The organism is Microbaculum marinisediminis (assembly GCF_025397915.1).
Classification (GTDB): Bacteria; Pseudomonadota; Alphaproteobacteria; order Rhizobiales; family Tepidamorphaceae; genus Microbaculum; species Microbaculum marinisediminis.
Genome location: NZ_JALIDZ010000012.1, coordinates 102,146 through 120,793, shown reverse-complemented (window position 1 = coordinate 120,793; position 18,648 = coordinate 102,146). Strand labels below are relative to the sequence as shown.

General features: G+C 65.7%; 17 protein-coding genes and 1 tRNA gene. 10 read left to right on the top strand and 8 right to left on the bottom strand.

The window, feature by feature from the left end:
• Nucleotides 1-39: 39 nt before the first annotated feature.
• From sufC to MUB46_RS21490, 6 genes are read left to right on the top strand one after another with little or no spacing between them, the layout of a single operon-like run.
• Nucleotides 40-792: a Fe-S cluster assembly ATPase SufC gene (gene sufC / locus MUB46_RS21515; RefSeq protein WP_261618032.1), complete on the top strand. Its 753-nt coding sequence runs from the start codon at nucleotides 40-42 to the stop codon at nucleotides 790-792.
• A gap of 23 nt (nucleotides 793-815) precedes the next feature.
• Nucleotides 816-2,129 (top strand): Fe-S cluster assembly protein SufD, encoded by a 1,314-nt coding sequence (gene sufD / locus MUB46_RS21510; protein WP_261618031.1) that lies wholly within the window; start codon nucleotides 816-818, stop codon nucleotides 2,127-2,129.
• Nucleotides 2,090-3,361: a cysteine desulfurase gene (locus tag MUB46_RS21505; RefSeq protein WP_261618102.1), complete on the top strand. Its 1,272-nt coding sequence runs from the start codon at nucleotides 2,090-2,092 to the stop codon at nucleotides 3,359-3,361. The genes sufD and MUB46_RS21505 overlap by 40 nt, the downstream gene beginning before the upstream one ends.
• Before the next feature lie 13 nt (nucleotides 3,362-3,374).
• Nucleotides 3,375-3,785 carry an SUF system Fe-S cluster assembly protein gene (locus tag MUB46_RS21500; RefSeq protein ID WP_261618030.1) on the top strand — a complete coding sequence of 137 codons (411 nt, stop codon included), beginning with the start codon at nucleotides 3,375-3,377 and terminating at the stop codon, nucleotides 3,783-3,785.
• 46 nt (nucleotides 3,786-3,831) lie between these two features.
• Nucleotides 3,832-4,209: a Fe-S cluster assembly scaffold SufA gene (sufA, locus tag MUB46_RS21495; RefSeq protein WP_261618029.1), complete on the top strand. Its 378-nt coding sequence runs from the start codon at nucleotides 3,832-3,834 to the stop codon at nucleotides 4,207-4,209.
• 30 nt (nucleotides 4,210-4,239) lie between these two features.
• Nucleotides 4,240-4,602, top strand: coding sequence for a TfoX/Sxy family protein (locus tag MUB46_RS21490; protein ID WP_261618028.1), 363 nt, complete (start codon nucleotides 4,240-4,242; stop codon nucleotides 4,600-4,602).
• A 4-nt stretch (nucleotides 4,603-4,606) separates the two neighbouring features.
• Here MUB46_RS21490 and MUB46_RS21485 read toward each other — a convergent pair whose 3' ends face one another.
• The 4 genes from MUB46_RS21485 to MUB46_RS21470 all read right to left on the bottom strand — a co-directional run bounded on the left by MUB46_RS21485 (nucleotide 4,607) and on the right by MUB46_RS21470 (nucleotide 8,406).
• Entirely contained in the window at nucleotides 4,607-5,668 is a 1,062-nt protein-coding gene (locus tag MUB46_RS21485) for a GGDEF domain-containing protein (protein ID WP_261618027.1), read from the bottom strand.
• A 153-nt stretch (nucleotides 5,669-5,821) separates the two neighbouring features.
• Nucleotides 5,822-7,210, bottom strand: a complete 1,389-nt coding sequence (locus MUB46_RS21480) for a DEAD/DEAH box helicase (protein ID WP_261618026.1) — start codon at nucleotides 7,208-7,210, stop codon at nucleotides 5,822-5,824.
• A gap of 244 nt (nucleotides 7,211-7,454) precedes the next feature.
• Nucleotides 7,455-7,817, bottom strand: coding sequence for an SH3 domain-containing protein (locus MUB46_RS21475; RefSeq protein WP_261618025.1), 363 nt, complete (start codon nucleotides 7,815-7,817; stop codon nucleotides 7,455-7,457).
• Between the two features lie 151 nt (nucleotides 7,818-7,968).
• Nucleotides 7,969-8,406: a hypothetical protein gene (locus MUB46_RS21470; protein WP_261618024.1), complete on the bottom strand. Its 438-nt coding sequence runs from the start codon at nucleotides 8,404-8,406 to the stop codon at nucleotides 7,969-7,971.
• Between the two features lie 128 nt (nucleotides 8,407-8,534).
• Between MUB46_RS21470 and MUB46_RS21465 the strand changes: the two genes are divergently transcribed.
• Nucleotides 8,535-9,230 (top strand): alpha/beta hydrolase, encoded by a 696-nt coding sequence (locus MUB46_RS21465; protein ID WP_261618023.1) that lies wholly within the window; start codon nucleotides 8,535-8,537, stop codon nucleotides 9,228-9,230.
• Between the two features lie 53 nt (nucleotides 9,231-9,283).
• Here the strand turns inward: MUB46_RS21465 and parE are convergent, their stop codons facing one another.
• From parE to MUB46_RS21445, 4 genes are all read right to left on the bottom strand, one after another.
• Nucleotides 9,284-11,347 carry a DNA topoisomerase IV subunit B gene (gene parE / locus MUB46_RS21460; RefSeq protein ID WP_261618022.1) on the bottom strand — a complete coding sequence of 688 codons (2,064 nt, stop codon included), beginning with the start codon at nucleotides 11,345-11,347 and terminating at the stop codon, nucleotides 9,284-9,286.
• 118 nt (nucleotides 11,348-11,465) lie between these two features.
• Nucleotides 11,466-11,858 (bottom strand): hypothetical protein, encoded by a 393-nt coding sequence (locus MUB46_RS21455; protein WP_261618021.1) that lies wholly within the window; start codon nucleotides 11,856-11,858, stop codon nucleotides 11,466-11,468.
• 1,017 nt (nucleotides 11,859-12,875) lie between these two features.
• The gene (gene glnA / locus MUB46_RS21450) at nucleotides 12,876-14,285 is read right to left on the bottom strand and encodes a type I glutamate--ammonia ligase (RefSeq protein WP_261618020.1); all 1,410 of its coding nucleotides are present in this window, start codon (nucleotides 14,283-14,285) and stop codon (nucleotides 12,876-12,878) included.
• 119 nt (nucleotides 14,286-14,404) lie between these two features.
• Nucleotides 14,405-14,743, bottom strand: a complete 339-nt coding sequence (locus MUB46_RS21445) for a P-II family nitrogen regulator (protein ID WP_261618019.1) — start codon at nucleotides 14,741-14,743, stop codon at nucleotides 14,405-14,407.
• 248 nt (nucleotides 14,744-14,991) lie between these two features.
• On the opposite strand from MUB46_RS21445, the gene MUB46_RS21440 reads away from it, so the two are divergent.
• The 3 genes from MUB46_RS21440 to MUB46_RS21430 all read left to right on the top strand — a co-directional run bounded on the left by MUB46_RS21440 (nucleotide 14,992) and on the right by MUB46_RS21430 (nucleotide 18,621).
• The gene (locus MUB46_RS21440) at nucleotides 14,992-16,443 is read left to right on the top strand and encodes an NAD(P)H-hydrate dehydratase (RefSeq protein ID WP_261618101.1); all 1,452 of its coding nucleotides are present in this window, start codon (nucleotides 14,992-14,994) and stop codon (nucleotides 16,441-16,443) included.
• A gap of 110 nt (nucleotides 16,444-16,553) precedes the next feature.
• Nucleotides 16,554-18,146 carry a TadE/TadG family type IV pilus assembly protein gene (locus tag MUB46_RS21435; protein WP_261618018.1) on the top strand — a complete coding sequence of 531 codons (1,593 nt, stop codon included), beginning with the start codon at nucleotides 16,554-16,556 and terminating at the stop codon, nucleotides 18,144-18,146.
• Nucleotides 18,147-18,536: 390 nt separating this feature from the next.
• Nucleotides 18,537-18,621: transfer RNA gene (locus tag MUB46_RS21430), tRNA-Leu, on the top strand.
• Nucleotides 18,622-18,648: the final 27 nt, after the last annotated feature.

The window sequence follows — 18,648 nt, the reverse complement described above, 5'->3', positions numbered from 1 at the left end:
CGACACCGTTATTCGATACGCAAACTGTTGGAACCCGATATGCTTGAGATCAAGAACCTGCACGTGAAGATCGCCGACGAAGACACGGAGATCCTGCGCGGACTCGATCTGACCGTGAACGCAGGCGAAGTGCACGCCATCATGGGCCCGAACGGATCGGGCAAGTCGACGCTGTCCTACGTGCTCGCCGGCAAGGACGACTACGAGATCACCGACGGCCAGATCCTGTTCATGGGGCAGGACCTCACCGAGATGGAGCCTGACGAGCGCGCCGCCGCCGGCCTGTTCCTTGCCTTCCAGTACCCGGTCGAGATCCCGGGCGTCGCCTTCATGACGTTCCTGAAGACCGCGCTCAACGCGCAGCGCAAGGCGCGCGGCGAGGGCGAACTGTCGACGCCGGACTTCATGCGCGTGGTGCGCGAGAAGGCGGGCCAGCTGAACGTCAGCCAGGAGATGCTGAAGCGGCCGGTGAACGTCGGCTTCTCCGGCGGCGAGAAGAAGCGCAGCGAGATCCTGCAGATGTCGCTTCTGGAGCCGAAGCTGTGCGTGCTCGACGAGACCGACTCCGGTCTCGACATCGACGCGCTACGCGTCGTCTCCGAGGGCGTGAATTCGCTGCGCTCGCCCGAGCGCGCGATGGTCGTCATCACCCACTATCAGCGCCTGCTCGACCACATCGTCCCGGACGTGGTGCATGTCATGTCGGCGGGCCGGATCGTGAAGACCGGCGGCAAGGAACTGGCGCTCGAGCTCGAGAAGTCCGGATACGCGGCCTTCACGGAAGCCGCGTGAGCCGGATGGCGGGAGATACAACCATGAACGTCGAGGTCCGCAACAAGCAGACGGCCGCCGAACAGGCGGCGAGCGAGCAGTTCGCCGCCGTTGCCGCGATGCTGCCGGGCACGGAAGCCGTCGCGGCCGTTCGCAAGCAGGCGATCGCGCGCTTTGCCGCGAGTGGCCTGCCGCATCGGCGCATCGAGGAGTGGAAATACACCGACCTGCGCGCCGCGCTGCGCGAACTGCCGCCGCCGGCAACCGCATCGGACGCGCCGATCGGGGCCGACACGCTGGGCGAACTGGATGCCTGGCGGATCGTGATCGTCGACGGCGGCGAGCCGCGGCTGCCGAAGGAGCTGGCCGATCAGGGCGTGACGGTCTCCCGTCTCAGCGAGACGCTTGCCGCCGGCACGCTCGAAGGCGAATGGCCGGAGGGCACCGAGTCGGCGATCTTCGACCTGAACACCGCCTTCGTTTCCACCGGCGTGGGGATCCGCGTCCCGGAAAACGTGCATATCGACAAGCCGATCCAGATCGCCTGCGTCACGACCGTGCCGACGGCGGCGTCGGTCTACCTGCGCAATCGCGTCGACGTCGGCGCCGGCGGATCCGTGACCGTCGTCGAGACCTTCGAGGGCCCGGACGGGATCGGCTATCTCGTGAACTCGGCGACGCGCCTGTCGGCCGAGCGCGACGCGGCGCTGACCTGGGTGAAGGTGCAGCACGACGGCGACAAGGCGATGCATTTCTCCACCGTCGCCGCCGACGTGAGCCAGGGCAGCAAGCTGACCATTGCGCCGTTCACCACCGGCGCGGCGCTGTCGCGCAACCAGTTCGCGATCGCCTTCACCGGCGAGCACGCGGAGGTGAACCTGGCCGGCGTCCAGCTTCTTGGCGACCGTCAGCATGGCGACACGACGCTGTTCGTCGACCATGCCCTGCCGGACGGGGCGAGCCGCGAGCTCTTCAAGTCGGTGCTCGACGAGCAGGCGCGCGGCGTGTTCCAGGGCAAGATCCTGGTGCGCCAGGACGCCCAGAAGACCGACGGGCGGATGATGATGCAGGCGCTGATGCTGTCGGACCGGGCTGAGGTCGACAGCAAGCCGGAGCTGGAGATCTACGCCGACGACGTGCAGTGCGGTCACGGCTCGACGTCGGGCCGGATCGACGAGGACCTGCTGTTCTATCTGCGTGCGCGCGGCATCCCCGAACTGACCGCCAAGGCGCTTCTGATCGAGGCGTTCGTCGGCGAGGTGGTCGAGGAAATCGGCCACGCGGCGGTCGGCGAGGCGCTGTCGAGCCTCGCCCATGACTGGGTCATGCAGCACGCACGGCAGGAGTCCGTCTCGTGAGCGGCTACGACGTCGAGCGCATTCGCGCGGACTTTCCGATCCTCGCGCGCGAGGTCTACGGCAAGCCGCTCGTCTATCTCGACAACGCCGCGTCGGCGCAGAAGCCGCGGCAGGTGATCGAGGCGATCAGCCACGCCTACGAGCACGAATACGCCAACGTACATCGCGGGCTGCACTATCTGTCGAACACGGCGACGGAGAATTTCGAGGCCGCCCGCGAGACAGTGCGCGCGTTCCTGAACGCGCCGTCGCCCGACGAGATCATCTTCACCCGCAACGCCACCGAGGCGATCAACCTGGTCGCCTATTCGCTGGGGCAGGGCATGGATGGCTCGGGCGTGGGCGAGGGCGACGAGATCGTGCTCTCGATCATGGAGCACCATTCCAACATCGTGCCCTGGCATTTCCTGCGCGAACGCAAGGGCGCGGTCCTGAAATGGGCGCCGGTGGCCGAGGACGGCAGCTTCCTAATCGAGGAATTCGAGCAGCTGCTGACGCCCCGCACCAAGATCGTGGCGATCACCCACATGTCCAACATGCTGGGCACGGTCGTGCCGGTGAAGGAGGTCGTGCGGCTCGCTCACGAGCGCGGCATTCCGGTGCTGGTCGACGGCAGCCAGGGCGCGGTGCACCTCAATGTCGACGTGCAGGACATCGGCGCCGACTTCTATGTCTTCACCGGCCACAAGGTGTACGGGCCGACGGGCATCGGCGTGCTCCACGGCCGCAAGGAGGCTCTGGAGGCGCTGCCGCCCTTCAACGGCGGCGGCGAGATGATCCGCGACGTGACAACCGACACGGTCACCTATGGCGACCCGCCGCACCGATTCGAGGCGGGAACGCCGCCGATCGTGCAGGCGATTGGACTGGCGGCCGCGCTGGACTACATGGACTCTGTGGGCCGCGATGCGATCCAGGCGCACGAGGAGACGCTGCGCGACTACGCCCACGAGCGGCTCGGCGCGATGAACTCGCTCAGGATCTTCGGCACGGCGCCGGGCAAGGGCGCGATCGTCTCGTTCGAGATGACAGGGGCGCACGCCCATGACGTGTCGACGGTGATCGACCGCTACGGCGTCGCCGTGCGGGCCGGGACGCATTGCGTCCAGCCGCTGCTTCAGCACTACGGGGTGACGTCGACATGCCGTGCCTCGTTCGGAATGTATAATACGCGCGAGGAAGTCGACCGCCTGGCCGAGGCCCTCGGCAAGGCCCAGCAGTTCTTCGCCTAGGGGAGGCGGACCGATGAACGACATCAGGAATACAGCGCCCGACGCAGCAGACGGATCGTCAGCCGCTTCGGCCGCCGATACCGGAGCAGACACGGGCTCCGCGATACCGACAGAGGAACTCGACCGGCTCACCGACGACATCATCGGTGCGCTCAAGTCGGTCTACGATCCGGAGATCCCGGTCGACATCTACGAGCTCGGCCTGATCTACAAGATCGATGTCGACGACGACCGCAACGTCGCCATCGACATGACGTTGACGGCCCCGGGCTGCCCGGTCGCCGGCGAGATGCCGGTCTGGGTGGAAACCGCGGTCAGCTCCGTCAGTGGCGTCGGCGACGTCACGGTGCAGATGGTGTTCGACCCGCCGTGGGATCCGAGCCGCATGTCGGACGAGGCGAGGGTCGCGCTCGACTTCTTCTGACCTATATAGGGTTTAGGAAACCGGTCCTGATCAAACAGTTGGAACCATGACGACGGCAACTCCACGACCCCGGCCCAAGGTGGTGACGCTTACCGAAGCGGCGGCCGAGCGCGTGCGCGAAATCATCGCCAATTCCGACAAGTCCATCGTCGGCGTGCGGGTCGGCGTCAAGAACGGCGGCTGCGCCGGCATGTCCTACACGATGGAGTATGCCGAGGACGTCGCGGCGTTCGACGAGGTCGTCGAGGACAAGGGCGTCAAGGTCCTGATCGATCCCAAGGCCGTGCTGTTCCTGCTGGGCACCGAGATGGACTTCCAGGTCGACACGCTGTCGGCCCGGTTCGTGTTCAACAATCCGAACCAGACCTCGGCCTGCGGCTGCGGCGAATCGGTGGCGATCACACCGGTCGCGCTCGACGCCTGAGGCGTCTGGGCCGCGCCGACGTGGTGGGCGATGGCGATCACGTCCGAATATAGCGACTTCGTCACCGAGCTGTTCGCCGGGTTCGGGCCCGTGCGGCTGCGGGGCATGTTCGGTGGCACCGGTATCTTCCACGACGACGTCATGATCGGCCTTATCGCGGACGGTACGATATTCCTGCGCACCGACGCGGCGCTGGCGGCCGACATGGCCGCGGAAGGCAGCACGCCGTTCGTCTATTCGAGCACGTCGAAAACCGTCGAGATGCCGTATTGGCGGCTGCCGGAACGGCTGATCGACGAGCCGGATGACCTCGCGGCGTGGGCGCGGCGCGCCTATCAGGCCGCCGCGCAGGCCAGGAAACCCAAGAAGAAGCGGTCGAAGAAGGCCGTGTGAGGTCTCAGGCGACGGCCGACTTGTGGGGCTCGTCCGAAAGGTCCGATTCGGAGGTGACGCGGTTGCGGCCGTTGCGCTTCGACGCGTACAGCGCCATGTCCGCGCGCTCGACCAGGCTGTCGCGGGTGTCGTTGTGGCGCAGCGTCGCTATGCCGACCGACATCGTGATGCGTCCGAGGCTTTCCCCCGTCGAGCGCTTGATGAGCTCCTTGGCCATGACGGCGGTGCGGATGTCCTCGCCGACATAGACCGCGGCATCCAGGGCCGTGCTCGGCAGAATGACGGCGAACTCCTCGCCACCGTAGCGCGAGGCGATGTCCCGCCCCTTCACCGCGCTCCTGATCGCGGCGCCGACGAGACGCAGAACCTGATCGCCGGTCTGGTGGCCGAATGTGTCGTTGAACTGCTTGAAGTGGTCGATGTCGCACATCGCCAGCGACACCGGTTCGCCGCGCCGCATCGCGATATCGACGGCGCGCTCCAGGCTCTGGTCGAAATGCTTCCGGTTGGCGAGCCCTGTCAACTGGTCGGTCAGCGATTCGTAGCGGATCGCCTCGAGGCTTTCCTGAAGGTCGGTGATCTGGCCCTTCGAATCCTTGAGCTGGGATTCGAGCGAGGTGTTGCGCGCTTCCATTTCCGTGGTGGCGCGCAGGATCTTTTCGATGATCGAGCGGGTCTGCTGCTTGTTCTCGGTGCTGCCGAGACCGCTCGCGGCGGTGCGCAGCGACTGGCCGTACTGGTGGCAGGTTTCGCTGGAGGCCTCCAGCATTTCGACGATCTCGTCGAGCTCCTTGGAAACCCGCGCACTGACTTCGCCGACACGGTCGCTCAGGCGGACCGGTGACAGGAATTCGTCGTAGAAGCGTTCCGTCAGATCTTCCGGGAGATGGCCGAGCCGCTTCAACGCGTCATTGACGGCCTTGTTGAGTTCGCGATTGAACCCGGCCGCGTAGATATACCAAAGCTCGTAGTTGCGGGGGTAGGCCGGCGTGCGGTTGCCTTTGAGATAGGTGAGGGCCGCCTCGCCATAGGTAATCGAGCGATCGAATTCGTCCGTTCGTGTCACTGGCGATGGTCCCCCGAAACGCGACATTCCTCCGCGTGCTCCGCTGCGTAAGGAGCGCAGTCACAGTATTTTCCGCTGTCTTAACGCTGGGTTAAGTCGGCGGAAATCGCGGGGGCATCCGACGGATTATGAAAACTATTTGATAAGTCTGATTTATTCTTCAGGCGTGGCGTTGCGCCGGACCGGGCGCAGCAGAAAACTCGGCACATGTTCGCCGAGGCCGACGACGGGTTCGTCCTTCTCGGTCCTGTCCCTGTCGCGGCCGCGACCGGTTCGCTCGCCGCGCGGCTCGCGTTTCGGCTTGCGATCCTCTTTTGCGACCTCCGCCGCGGGCTCGGCGCGTTCGCGTCCGCCGCGACGGCGGCCACGTCCCCGGGTTTCATCGACGTCTTCCTTGGCGTCGATCTCCGCCAGATCCGGCGCGCCTTCGCGGCGCGGGATCGGCTTGCCGATGAGCTTCTCGATGGACGCGACGTATTTCTCGTCGGCCTTCGTCGCGATCGTTATCGCGTCACCCTCGCGGCCGGCACGGCCGGTGCGGCCGATTCGGTGGACGTAGTCCTCGGCGTGGGTGGGGACGTCGAAGTTGAAGACGTGGCTGACGGCCGGGATGTCGAGGCCGCGGGCGGCGACGTCGCTGGCGATCAGCAGGTTGATCTCGCCGGCGCGGAACTTGGCCAGCGTTGCCATGCGCTCGCGCTGGTCGAGGTCGCCGTGCAGGGCACCTGCATTGAAGCCGTGGCGCTGGAGCGAGCGGTACAGGGTCGAGACGTCGCGCTTGCGGTTGCAGAACACGATCGCGGTGGTGAGGTTCTCGGCGTCGCGGATCTCGCGCCGCAGGATCGCGCGCTTGTCCTTGGGCACGGCCGGCGAGACGATCAGCGCCTGACTGACGGTTTCCGCCGTGGTCGACTGCCGCGCCACCTGGACCTGAACCGGATTCTGCAGGAACTGGCCGGTGAGCTTTTCGATCTCCGGCGGCATGGTGGCGGAGAAGAACAGCGTCTGCCGGGTGAAGGGCACCAGGCGGCAGATCCGCTCGATATCGGGGATGAAGCCCATGTCGAGCATGCGGTCGGCCTCGTCGATGACGAGAATGTCGACGCCGGTCAGCAACAGCTTGCCGCGTTCCACATGATCGAGCAGGCGGCCGGGCGTGGCAATCAGCACGTCGGCGCCGCGATCGAGCTTCTTGTCCTGCTCGGAGAAGGAGACGCCACCGATGAGCAGCGCGACGGTCAGCTTGTGGTTCTGGCCGTAGATCGTGAAATTCTGCTCGACCTGTGCGGCGAGCTCGCGCGTCGGCTCGAGGATCAGCGTGCGCGGCATGCGGGCACGAGCACGTCCCTTCTCGAGAAGCGACAGCATCGGCAGCACGAAGCTCGCCGTCTTGCCGGTTCCCGTCTGGGCGATGCCGATCAGGTCGCGACGCGACAGGACATGCGGGATCGCCTCCGCCTGAATAGGCGTAGGTTCCTTGTAGCCGGCCGCTTCCACGGCCGAAAGGACTTTGGGGCTCAGACCTAGTTCAGTAAACGCCATCTACCGGCCACTGTGATCCGTGTGGCGGGATTGTCGCAAACACAGAGATTTCAAGGATGCTTGTTCCGCTTGGATTTTCGCGGAACATAATCGGTAGGCGCGCCGTGTCAACGGTGCTTCCGCGCTGTTTGTCATTTTTGGGTTAGCAATGGTTACTTTTGGCGGTGGTTCCGGAGCGGTATGACGGCGGCTGAAGCAGCCGTCATGCCGCCCGAGGGAGCTCCCCGCCGGCCGCTCACGATACTCAGTACGGGCGCCAGGGCCTCGGGTGCCACCATCGATGCGGATAGTGATGGCGGGGATAGGGATAGGCCCGCGGCGGATAGTAGACCGGCGGCGGAGGGGCGGCCCGGCCGTAGCCGCCGCCGTCGGCGAGATAGCGGCCGGACACCCACCCGACGATGCCGCGATAGTTCACCCGGCACCAGCCGCTGCCGCAGTTCAGGATGCTGACCTGATGGCCGGCGGGAATGACGGCGATCCGCGCGTAGCCCGTGCTCGGACCTCTGCGCATGTTCAGATCCGCCGTGACATAGGCCGCGGCGGCCACGCCAGCCGTGACGATCGTCGCGAGCGCGAAGGCGAGGGAAAAGAGGATCTTGCGCATGAGACGTCTCCTTGGTCGGGACGGATACGCCACGGTACCGAATCGGCGGCCCATTCCAAAGAGGACCGTCTCGCGCCGATCCGGCAGGTGTTGGCGCTGTCCAGCGAGCGGGCGCGCCCGATCGCGTGCCACGACCCTCGCCGGACCACGCTCAGTTGCTGAGCGTTGTCAGCTGGTAGGCCCCGGGGCCGCCGAGCATCAGCATGAATTCATCAGGGGCACCCGTCGCCAGGTCGATCACGTCGACGAAGGCATTGGTTCCCTCCGAAACGGTCTCGAGCCGCAGATCGGTGATCCGCGTCGGCGTGCGGGCGATCTCGGCGACCTCCACGCTCGACACGATCCCCTCGCTGGCGCCGCGGCGCTCGATCCACTGGACGAAGAGGCGCGCCGCGGAGGGCCGGACCGGGGAGCGCGCGAGCACGAACCGGTAGTAGCCGCCTCCGGCGCCGCCGCGCCATTCGCCGCCCGTGCGCAGGGTTATGACCTCGGCCGGCATGGCGGCGATGCCGTTGGCGACCGTGTCGGCCCGGGCGCCGGGGACAAGAAGCAGGAAGGCGAGAAGGAGGGCGGATATCGGTGCGCGCATGTGCTATCGGGTCCCGGTCGTTAATATCGGCGACCGGTTCATGCCCGATTCAAAGGGCTGGTGCCACGGCCGAAACGACGGCCCCAGTGACGGCAGCAGCCGGGGCCGCAGCGAGGGGAGACGTCCTGATGTGCGATCCGATCGTGTTCGTGCCCGGCCTGCTCTGCACGAAGGCGCTGTTTGGCCCGCAACTCGCCGCGTTCGAGGGCAGGGTGCAGTGCACCGTCGCCGATCACACGCGCCATGACGGCATGAAGGCGATCGTCGACTCGATCCTCGACGTCGCGCCCGAGCGGTTCGTGCTGGTCGGCCTGTCGATGGGCGGCTACATCGCGCTGGAGATGGCGGAGCACGCGCCCGAGCGCATGACCAAGCTGGTGCTGATGGACACCACGGCGCGTCCGGACCGGCCCGAGCAGACGGCGTTTCGCGAGGCGCTGATGGCGCAGGCGCGGGCGGACGGCCTTGGGCCGGTGATAGACCAGCTGCTGCCCTTGTTCGTCGACGACAGCCGTCTCGGCGATGCCGCTCTCGTCGCGACGATCCGGCAGATGGCGGACGACACCGGCGTCGACGCCTTCGTTCGCCAGCAGACGGCGATCATCGGCCGTAAGGACGCACGCCCCGACCTCGGCGACGTCCGTTGTCCGACCCTCGTGGTGTGCGGTGATCGGGACCGGCTGACGCCGCTGGAACTGTCCGAGGAAATCGCCGCGGGCATTCCCGGTGCGCGATTGGAAATGATCGAAGGCAGTGGCCATTTGACCACGCTCGAGAAGCCCGAGGCGGTGAATACCGTGCTGGAGGAATTCCTGGGCCTGTGAGCCGGTACGCCGCCTGATGGACGTCAGATTGACGGGCGCCAGACTGATGGGCGTCAGATATCCAGATCCTCGGCGAATTCGGCGTTTTCCTGGATGAAATGGAAGCGCGCTTCCGGATTGTTGCCCATGAGGCGCCGCACGGCGTCGGTCGTGCCTTCCGGATCGTTCTCGACCTCGACGCGCAGAAGCGTGCGGCGCTTCGGGTCCATGGTCGTTTCCTTGAGCTGGTTCGGCAGCATTTCGCCGAGGCCCTTGAATCGGCCGATCTCGATCTTCCCGCGTCCGGTGAACTCGGACTTCATGAGTTCGTCCTTGTGGGCGTCGTCGCGGGCGTAGAGCGTCTTGCCGCCCTGGCTGATCCGGTAGAGTGGCGGCACGGCGAGGTACAGGTGGCCGTCCTCTATCAGCCTGGGCATCTGCCGGTAGAAGAAGGTCATCAGCAGCGAGGCGATATGGGCGCCGTCGACGTCGGCGTCGGTCATGATGATGACCTTGTCGTAGCGGAGGTCGTCTTCCGAATACTGCTGCCCGGCGCCGCAGCCGAGCGCCTGGATGAGGTCTGCGAGCTGCTGGTTGTGGGCAAGCTTGCCGGACGCCGCGCTTTCGACGTTGAGGATCTTGCCGCGGAGCGGCAGCACGGCCTGAGTCTTGCGGTTGCGCGCCTGCTTGGCCGAGCCGCCGGCCGAGTCGCCCTCGACGATGAAGATCTCGGCGCCGGCGCTGCTGTTGTGCGAGCAGTCGGCGAGCTTGCCGGGCAGGCGCAGCTTGCGCACGGCGGTCTTGCGGCCGACTTCCTTCTCCTGGCGGCGGCGGGCGCGCTCCTCGGCGCGCTCGATCACCCAGTCGAGCAGCTTGGTCGCCTGCTGGGGGCTGGCGGTCAGCCAGTGGTCGAACTCGTCGCGGACGGCCTGCTCGACGATGCGGGTCGCCTCGGAGGTCGCGAGCTTGTCCTTCGTCTGGCCCTGGAATTCCGGCTCGCGGATGAACACCGACAGCATCGCCGTGCAGGAGGCCATGACGTCGTCGGCGGTGAAGATCGTTGCCCGCTTGCGGCCGCTCAGCTCGGCGTAGGCGCGCAGGCCCTTGAGCAGCGCCGCGCGCAGGCCTGCCTCATGGGTGCCGCCGTCGGGCGTCGGCACCGTGTTGCAGTATGAGGAGACGAAGCCGTCGCGGCCGGCGCACCAGGCCACCGCCCACTCGACACCACCATGGCCGCCCTCGCGTTCGACGCGGCCGGCGAAGATGTCGTTGGCGATCGTGGTCTCGCCCTTGATCTCGGCGGCCAGGAAGTCCTTCAGGCCGCCGGGGAAGTGGAACACTTCCTTTTCGGGAACCGCGCCGTCCTCGGCCAGAAGCTCGGGCGCGCAGTTCCAGCGGATCTCGACGCCGCGGAACAGGTAGGCCTTGGACCGCGTCATGCGGAACAGGCGGGCCGGGCGGAAGTGAATCTTGCCGAAGATCGTCGCGTCGGGGTGGAACCGGATGCGCGTGCCGCGCCGGTTCATGACCTCGCCGAGCGGTTCGATGGGGCCGAGCGGCTTTCCGCGCGAATAGGTCTGGCGGTAGAGCTGGCGGCCGCGCGCGACCTCGACCTCGAGCGTGTCCGACAGGGCGTTGACCACGGAGACGCCGACGCCGTGCAGGCCGCCGGATGTCTCGTAGACCTTGGAGTCGAACTTTCCGCCCGCATGCAGCGTGGTCAGGATGACCTCGAGCGCCGACTTGTCCTTGTACTTGGGATGCGGGTCGATGGGGATGCCGCGGCCGTTGTCGGTGACGGTCAGGAACCCGTCCGCCTCGACACTGACATCGATCCAGGTGGCGTGGCCGGCGACGGCCTCGTCCATGGCGTTGTCGATCACCTCGGCGAAGAGGTGGTGGAGCGCCTTCTCGTCGGTGCCGCCGATATACATGCCGGGCCGGCGGCGCACGGGCTCGAGACCCTCGAGCACCTCGATGTCGGCGGCGGTATAGGCGTCTTCGGCGCCACGGGCGACAACGCGCGGCGCGGACGCCTTGGGCGCGGCAGCCGGTTTGGCAGCCGGCGAGGCGGCTGGCCCGGCAGCCGACTGGGGCGCGTCGTCAAACAGCGAGGGCAGGTCCTGCGACTTCGGCATGGTCCGTTTATAGAAAGCGGTTTCGGCCTGGGATTTGCCGCAATCGACGAAGCGGTCGGCGAATCACATGCGATTGTGCCATTTCGCCGGCGCCGAATCGACCGCGTTCACGTGCGGCTCAAGAGCGTCGCGACGTCAGATAGCGTTCCAGTCCCCAGGCGCCAAGGGCGAGGGCCCCTGTCGCCGCGATCATGTAGGCGGGAAGGACGACGAGGATCAGGGCATCCTGCGCGTCGGGATTCTTGTTCCACCAGAAGGCGCCGCCGAAGCCCCAGACCCAGAAGGCAGACAGGCCCAGCAGTCCGACCGTGCAGATCGCCAGCGGGACGGTCCGGGTGAGCCGTTTGTTGAGAACGCCGAAGGCGACATAGGGCACGTACGCAAACGCGACAAAGAAGCCGACGGCCGGGATCAGGAAGACGCCGATGCCGGTATCCGTCTCGCTGATGATCGAGATCGCGACCAGCGCCAGCCCGGCAACGAGAAGGATCCAGTTCAGGCCACGGAGCATCGGATGCCGCCTATGTCGTCGATTCGGAGCCTGAGGACCCTAGAGCAAACATCGTGGATTGTCCGCCGCCCGACGGGGCGTCCACGTCGTAGGGCGGGGAAGGGCGCGGGGCTGCGAAAGGCCTCGGCCTCAGAAGACGCGATTCCTGAAGGGAGCCGGCCCCTTGTAGAAAGCGATCCCTGAGGAAAACCGGGGGTTGAAGAAAACGGGTGGCTGAAGACGATGCCCCCGAAGACAGCGTCATCCTGAAAGACAATGGCCCCGCGCCGTCGGCTGCGGAGCCATCGCTGGTGCGCTTCGTCTCTCATGGGGCAGACGCAAGACGCCCATATTCGGTCTCTTTTGGAGATCCGTATGATCGCGCTGGATGTCCGCCCAGATTCATGCATCCGCATGATCGTCGGAACCATTCCGGCGCTCAAAGCATAGATTAGATTGTGTTTGGGGAAGGCCGTTTCTGTCCGTCTATTGCGGCAGAAACGGCGAAAGTCGGGTCGGCGGACACATTGTCTTAGACCTCCTTTCCGGATTTGGACAAAGTCTGCGCCTCGCCGTTGCGCCTGTCAATACCGTCTCGTGCCCCCGGGGACCGTCTCGTACCCCTGGGACCGTCTCGCGCCCCCAAGACCGTCCTGCGCCCCGGGGACCGTCTCGCGCCAGCGGGCGGGCGGCCCGTGGGACCGCAAAAAAAGGGCCCCCCCTGGCGGGGCGGCCCTGTTGAAAAAAAACACTATACGCGGGACGGCGCTCGGGCGGCGGCGCGATCGGCTTGCGGGGCGGGGGCGGTGCAAGCCTGGGCTGATGAAGTCTGCGGGACTCGGGGAGGAGATCCCGGGCGCCAAGACCGCCGTTGCAGCAATCCCACGGGAACCCTAGCCGGTTCGTTTGACAGTCCAGTGACGATATCCGCGCCTTTTCGCGCTTTTTTCCGGCGCCCAATCTTATCGGGTGCGCAAATGCAAAACGGGGCGGCAAGGCCGCCCCGTCGCGTTTGTCGTGTCGCCTCGCGGACGGTCGTCAGACGCTGTAGTAGAGGTCGAACTCGATCGGGTGCGGCGTCATGTCGAATGCCATCACCTCGTCCATCTTCAGTTCGATATACGCGTCGATCTGGTCGTCGGAGAACACGCCGCCGGCCTTCAGGAAGTCCCGGTCGCCATCGAGCGACTCGAGCGCTTCGCGCAGGCTGGCCGCCACCGTCGGGATCTCCTTCAGTTCCTCCGGCGGCAGGTCGTAGAGGTTCTTGTCCATCGCGTCGCCCGGATCGATCTTGTTCTTGATGCCGTCGAGACCGGCCATCAACAGGGCGCTGAAGCACAGGTAGGGGTTCGCGCCCGGATCGGGGAAGCGGATCTCGACGCGCTTGGCCTTCGGCGAGGAGGCAACCGGGATGCGGCAGCTGGCCGAGCGGTTCCGCGCCGAGTAGGCGAGGAGCACCGGCGCCTCGTAGCCCGGCACCAGCCGCTTGTAGGAGTTGGTCAGCGGGTTGGTGAAGGCGTTGATGGCCTTGGCGTGCTTCAGGATGCCGCCGATGTAGTAGAGGCACTGCTCGGACAGGCCGGCGTACTTCTTGCCGGCAAAGACCGGCTTGCCGCTCTTCCAGATCGACTGGTGCACGTGCATGCCCGAGCCGTTGTCGCCGAAGATCGGCTTCGGCATGAAGGTGGCCGACTTGCCGTAGGCGTTGGCGACCTGATGCACGACGTACTTGTAGATCTGCATCTTGTCGGCGTTGCGGGTCAGCGTGTCGAACTTCATGCCGAGCTCGTGCTGGGCCGCGCCGACCTCGTGGTGGTGCTTCTCGACGGACACGCCCATGGAGGCCATGACCGAGAGCATCTCGGAGCGCATGTCCTGGGCGGAGTCGACCGGGGGAACCGGGAAGTAGCCGCCCTTGGTGCGCGGACGGTGGCCGAGGTTGCCGGCCTCATACTCGGTGCCGGTGTTCGACGGCAGCTCCGAGGAATCGATGGCGAAACCGGTATTGTAGGGGCTGACAGAGAAGCGGACGTCGTCGAACACGAAGAACTCGGCCTCGGGACCGACGAAGCAGGTGTCGCCGACCTTGGTCTGCTTCAGATAGGCCTCGGCCTTCCTGGCGGTCGACCGCGGATCGCGGTCATAGGCCTCGCCCGTCGACGGCTCCAGGACATCGCACATGATGGCGAGCGTGGGCGCGGCGAAGAACGGGTCGAGATGCGCCGTCTCGGGGTCGGGCATCAGCGTCATGTCGGACTCGTTGATCGCCTTCCAGCCGGCAATCGACGAGCCGTCGAACATGACGCCCTCGGCGAACATGTCCTCATCGACGACGGCGATGTCCATCGTGACGTGCTGCATCTTGCCCCGCGGATCGGTGAACCGCAGGTCGACGAACTTGACGTCGTTCTCTTTGATCGACTTGAGAACGGACTTAGCTTCAGCCATTTGACTACCTCTTTAATTTCCAGCTGGATCCTGGGTCTGGTTGGGATTTGGCGCCGGTGCTCGTGGTCTGAACTGTCGCGAAACGCGGTTCGATCCCGGTCGGGCGCCGGTTTCTCCGATCAGATGGCGTCCACGCCGCGCTCTCCCGTGCGGATGCGGATGGCGTCCTCGATGGTCGAAATGAAGATCTTGCCGTCGCCGATGCGGCCCGTCTGCGCCGCCTTCTGGATGGCTTCCACCGCCTTGTCGATCTGGTCGTCGCCGAGGACGACCTCGACCTTCACCTTCGGCAGAAAATCGACGACATATTCGGCGCCCCGATAGAGCTCCGTATGGCCTTTCTGGCGACCGAACCCCTTGGCCTCGGTCACGGTAATGCCTTGCAGCCCCACTTCCTGCAGGGCCTCCTTTACCTCGTCTAGTTTGAACGGCTTGATGATAGCCTCGATTTTTTTCATCTGGACGTGACTCCTAGCGTGGGGCTTCCTGATCGGAGGGATGCCCGGCATTCGGTTAGCATGGCTTGTGCCAAATCCGCGTAATAAAAAATACGGTGTGTTTTCAAGGGGATGTGACAGGGTGCCTGTGAAACGGGCATTCTACTCCGGAAATGTGGGATGAAAAAACAGGCAACCGCACAAGAAATGGTCAAGCCGATGGGTCTCCGTGGAGGTATCGGGTGAACGAACTGCTGACGACCATCCAGATGGGGGAGGCCGACCGCCTGACGATTGAAGGCGGCGTTCCCGGCGAAATTTTGATGGAAAACGCCGGCTGCGCGGTCGCCGCCGCGACCCTGGCGCTGAACCGGGGGCGCGAGGTTCTGGTTCTGTGCGGTCCGGGGAACAATGGTGGCGATGGTTTCGTCGCCGCGCGGCATCTGGCGGCGGCGGGCCGCAGGGTGCGCGTCGCGTTGCTGGGCGATCCGTCGCGGCTGACGGGCGATGCGGCCGAAATGGCCGCGCGCTGGACCGGCGCGGTCGAGCCGCTTTCGGCCGACAGCATCGGCAAGGCCGGGGTCATTGTCGACGCGCTGTTCGGCGCCGGGCTCTCCAAGCCGATCGAGGGGCCCGTCGCCGCGGTGGTCGCGGCGATCAACCGATCGCAGGTACCGGTCGTGGCCGTCGACGTGCCCTCGGGGGTGGACGGAACCAGCGGCGAAATCCGAGGCGTTGCGGTGCGGGCGACGCGAACCGTCACCTTCTTCCGTCTCAAGCCGGGGCATCTTCTGCTGCCGGGGCGCGAGCTCTGCGGGGAGCTGAAACTGGCCCAAATCGGCATCGAAGACGGCGTCCTGGAGGAAATCGCCCCCGAAACATACGCGAACGGGCCGCGATTGTGGGGGGATCGCCTGCCGCGCCCGCGTCCACAGAGCCACAAATACGATCGTGGCCACGCCCTGGTGGTCAGCGGTGGGCCCTGGAACACCGGCGCGGCACGCCTGTCCGCCCGCGCGGCCCTGCGCATCGGTGCCGGACTGGTCACCGTCGCAAGTCCGACCGCGGCGCTGCCGTCGAATGCCGCCCATCTCACCGCCGTGATGTTGACCGAGGCCGAGGGGGTGGCGGGGCTGGCGCGCGCGCTCGAGGACGCGCGCCGCAACGCGGTGCTGATCGGTCCGGCGGCCGGCGTCAACGAGGAAACCCGCCAGCGGGTGCAGGTCACACTCGGAGCCAGACGTCCCGTCGTGCTCGATGCCGACGCGCTGACCTGCTTCGCCGACGAGCCGGCACGACTGTTCAAGGCGATCGAGGCGGACGCCGACCGTGCCGTCGTGCTGACGCCGCACGAGGGGGAATTCCGCAGGCTGTTCACGGATGCCGATCTGGCGGAGGCGGGGACCCGCCTCGAAAGAGCCCGGGCGGCGGCCAGAACGAGCGGCGCGGTGATCGTCCTCAAAGGTGCGGATACGGTGGTTGCGGCCCCGGATGGACGTGCGGCGATCAATGCCGACGCGCCGGCCTGGCTCGCCACCGCCGGTTCGGGTGACGTTCTCTCGGGAATGGCCGTGGGGCTGCTCGCGCAGCAGATGCCGGCCTTCGAGGCCGCGGCGGCCGCGGTCTGGCTGCACGGCGCGGTGGCCGCTGAAATCGGTCCGGGGCTCATCGCCGAGGATCTGAGCGAACGGCTGCCCGCGGTGCTTGCCGAGTTCGCGTAAAATTATAGTGGACGGACATTAACTCAAATTTTCAATAGAGATTTAATTCCCCTGCGGTAACCAGAGCGGCAAGGGCAAAATAATTCCTGTCTCAACAGGGGAGGCGGAAAATGCCGTTCTGCTCAAAAGCGGTCATGAACCGCAGGCGGACGTTCCTCACCGATGCGCGCGGCAACGTCGGCATCATCTTCGCGTTCGCGCTTCTGCCGATCATTCTGGCGGTCGGCTCAGCGCTCGACTATGGACGCTACAATGCGGCGCGTGCCCGCATTCAGACGGCGCTCGACGCGACGGGCCTGATGCTCGCCCATCAGGTCGATACGATGTCGCAGGACGAAATCGACGAGCTCGCCGCTCAAGTCTTCCACGAGAATTTCCGCGAGGGCGCGGGCATCACGATCAAGGAGCTGAAGACCGTCGCGTCCGCCGACAAGATCAACCTCGCCGCCAAAGCCGATGTCGAGACCTACATCATGCATCTCGCCGGCGTGGAATTCCTGCCCGCCAACGTCGATTCCGAGATCGTGCGCTCCGAGGATTCCTTCGAGGTCGTCCTGGTGCTCGACAACACGGGCTCGATGCGCGGGTCGAAGATCGAGGCGCTGAAAGACGCCGCCGAAACGCTGGTCGCCAACCTGTTCGGGGAAACCACGGTGCATCCCCTTCTGGACATGGCGTTGGTGCCGTTCTCGCACGCCGTGAACGTCGGCACCGGCAATCGGAACGCGTCCTGGATGGATACCCAGGGGCGCAATCCCCTGCACAGCGAGACCTTCGACGAGGAGTTCGTCGAAAAGGGGCTGACGCGGTTCGATCTCTATGACCGGATTTCGAACGTGTCCTGGCCGGGGTGCGTCGAAGCGCGGGCCTATCCGCTCGACATCAGGGATACGGAGGCATCCAGCTCGGATCCGGACACGCTGTTCGTGCCGTATTTCGCGCCGGACGAGCCGGGTGATGCGGGTGATCCGGAGCGCGACTATTCCAACAGTTATCTGAACGACGTTCTCGACAAAGTTCAAAAGAGGCCCAGGCCGTCGAAGGCGGCGCTGCAGGCCTATACGGCCAAATATTCGAACGGCGTCCGGGCGCAGAACAGCAGGGGAAGGAACGCCCCCGGTCCCGCCGAAGGCTGCACGGCAAATCCGATTCTGTCGCTGACGAACCGGAAGGCCGACATCGTCGACGCGCTCGGCGATATGCAGGCCAACGGCTACACGAACATCACCGAAGGTCTGATGTGGGGGCTTCGGGTTGTTTCTCCGGCGGCGCCTTTCTCGGAAGGCAAGGCGTACGGGACCGAGGATCACCACAAGATCATCATCCTGCTGACCGACGGCAAGAACGAGGTCGCGTCCGAAAGCCGATGGAGCTCGAACATGGCCGGAACGGACAACCCCAACAAGTCCGAGTACGGGCCGTACGGTTACGCGGCGTCGGGCCGGCTGGTCGACACCCGGAACAAATACACGTTCATGGAGAAAATGGACGAACGGACGGCCGAGGCGTGCGACGAGGTGAAGGGCAACGGCATCGACCTTTTCACGATCACCTTCGAACTGAACGACGCCGATACCCAGTCGCTGATGCGCAACTGCGCGACGCAGTCGGATATGTATTACAACTCGCCAGATTCCGCGACGCTGCGGGCCGTGTTCAAGGAGATCGCCACGCGAATCTCCGAGCTGCGGATCGCGAAGTAGCGTTGGCGTGGCCGTTTCGAAGGTCGTGCCGGCCGGTGGCGTCCTGTCTCCGGCCGGCGCGGGCGCGTTGCCATACACAGCATTCCCCAAAGCCTTCCGCGGCCGGGGGGCCTTTTCGGGTCTCTTGCGGACAAGTCCCGTCGCGGGAGGCCCGCCGCGTCGGCGCGGCTGCGGTCATGTTCGCTTTTTTGTCGCTTCCGGCGCGCGACGGACCGCCCATCCCAAGGGCATGGCCGTTGGCACCGGCGCGGCGGCTTCCTAAATTGGAGGCCCGAACGGGAGAATGGCCGATTTGGCGCTTCCCCTACTTTCGGGCCATTTTCGCTGGCGTCCGTCGGAATCGGTGTGTTATAGACCGCCGCCATGCGTGGGCCGCCCGCCGGCCGTTTCGCGGGCGTGGTGGAACTGGTAGACACGCGAGATTTAGGTTCTCGTGGCGCAAGCCGTGGGGGTTCAAGTCCCTCCGCCCGCACCAGGCCCGTTCCGGCCGCGTACCGCCTCC

Excerpts from the sequence above, each read along its gene's own strand:
- glnA (WP_261618020.1), bottom strand. The coding sequence starts at position 14,285 with ATGGCTGAAGCTAAGTCCGTTCTCAAGTCGATCAAAGAGAACGACGTC.
- parE (WP_261618022.1), bottom strand. The coding sequence starts at position 11,347 with ATGCCGAAGTCGCAGGACCTGCCCTCGCTGTTTGACGACGCGCCCCAG.
- MUB46_RS21455 (WP_261618021.1), bottom strand. The coding sequence starts at position 11,858 with ATGCTCCGTGGCCTGAACTGGATCCTTCTCGTTGCCGGGCTGGCGCTG.
- MUB46_RS21440 (WP_261618101.1), top strand. The coding sequence starts at position 14,992 with ATGGGGGAGGCCGACCGCCTGACGATTGAAGGCGGCGTTCCCGGCGAA.
- sufD (WP_261618031.1), top strand. The coding sequence starts at position 816 with ATGAACGTCGAGGTCCGCAACAAGCAGACGGCCGCCGAACAGGCGGCG.
- MUB46_RS21465 (WP_261618023.1), top strand. The coding sequence starts at position 8,535 with ATGTGCGATCCGATCGTGTTCGTGCCCGGCCTGCTCTGCACGAAGGCG.
- MUB46_RS21435 (WP_261618018.1), top strand. The coding sequence starts at position 16,554 with ATGCCGTTCTGCTCAAAAGCGGTCATGAACCGCAGGCGGACGTTCCTC.
- MUB46_RS21500 (WP_261618030.1), top strand. The coding sequence starts at position 3,375 with ATGAACGACATCAGGAATACAGCGCCCGACGCAGCAGACGGATCGTCA.
- MUB46_RS21470 (WP_261618024.1), bottom strand. The coding sequence starts at position 8,406 with ATGCGCGCACCGATATCCGCCCTCCTTCTCGCCTTCCTGCTTCTTGTC.
- MUB46_RS21490 (WP_261618028.1), top strand. The coding sequence starts at position 4,240 with ATGGCGATCACGTCCGAATATAGCGACTTCGTCACCGAGCTGTTCGCC.
- MUB46_RS21445 (WP_261618019.1), bottom strand. The coding sequence starts at position 14,743 with ATGAAAAAAATCGAGGCTATCATCAAGCCGTTCAAACTAGACGAGGTA.
- MUB46_RS21480 (WP_261618026.1), bottom strand. The coding sequence starts at position 7,210 with ATGGCGTTTACTGAACTAGGTCTGAGCCCCAAAGTCCTTTCGGCCGTG.
- sufA (WP_261618029.1), top strand. The coding sequence starts at position 3,832 with ATGACGACGGCAACTCCACGACCCCGGCCCAAGGTGGTGACGCTTACC.
- sufC (WP_261618032.1), top strand. The coding sequence starts at position 40 with ATGCTTGAGATCAAGAACCTGCACGTGAAGATCGCCGACGAAGACACG.
- MUB46_RS21475 (WP_261618025.1), bottom strand. The coding sequence starts at position 7,817 with ATGCGCAAGATCCTCTTTTCCCTCGCCTTCGCGCTCGCGACGATCGTC.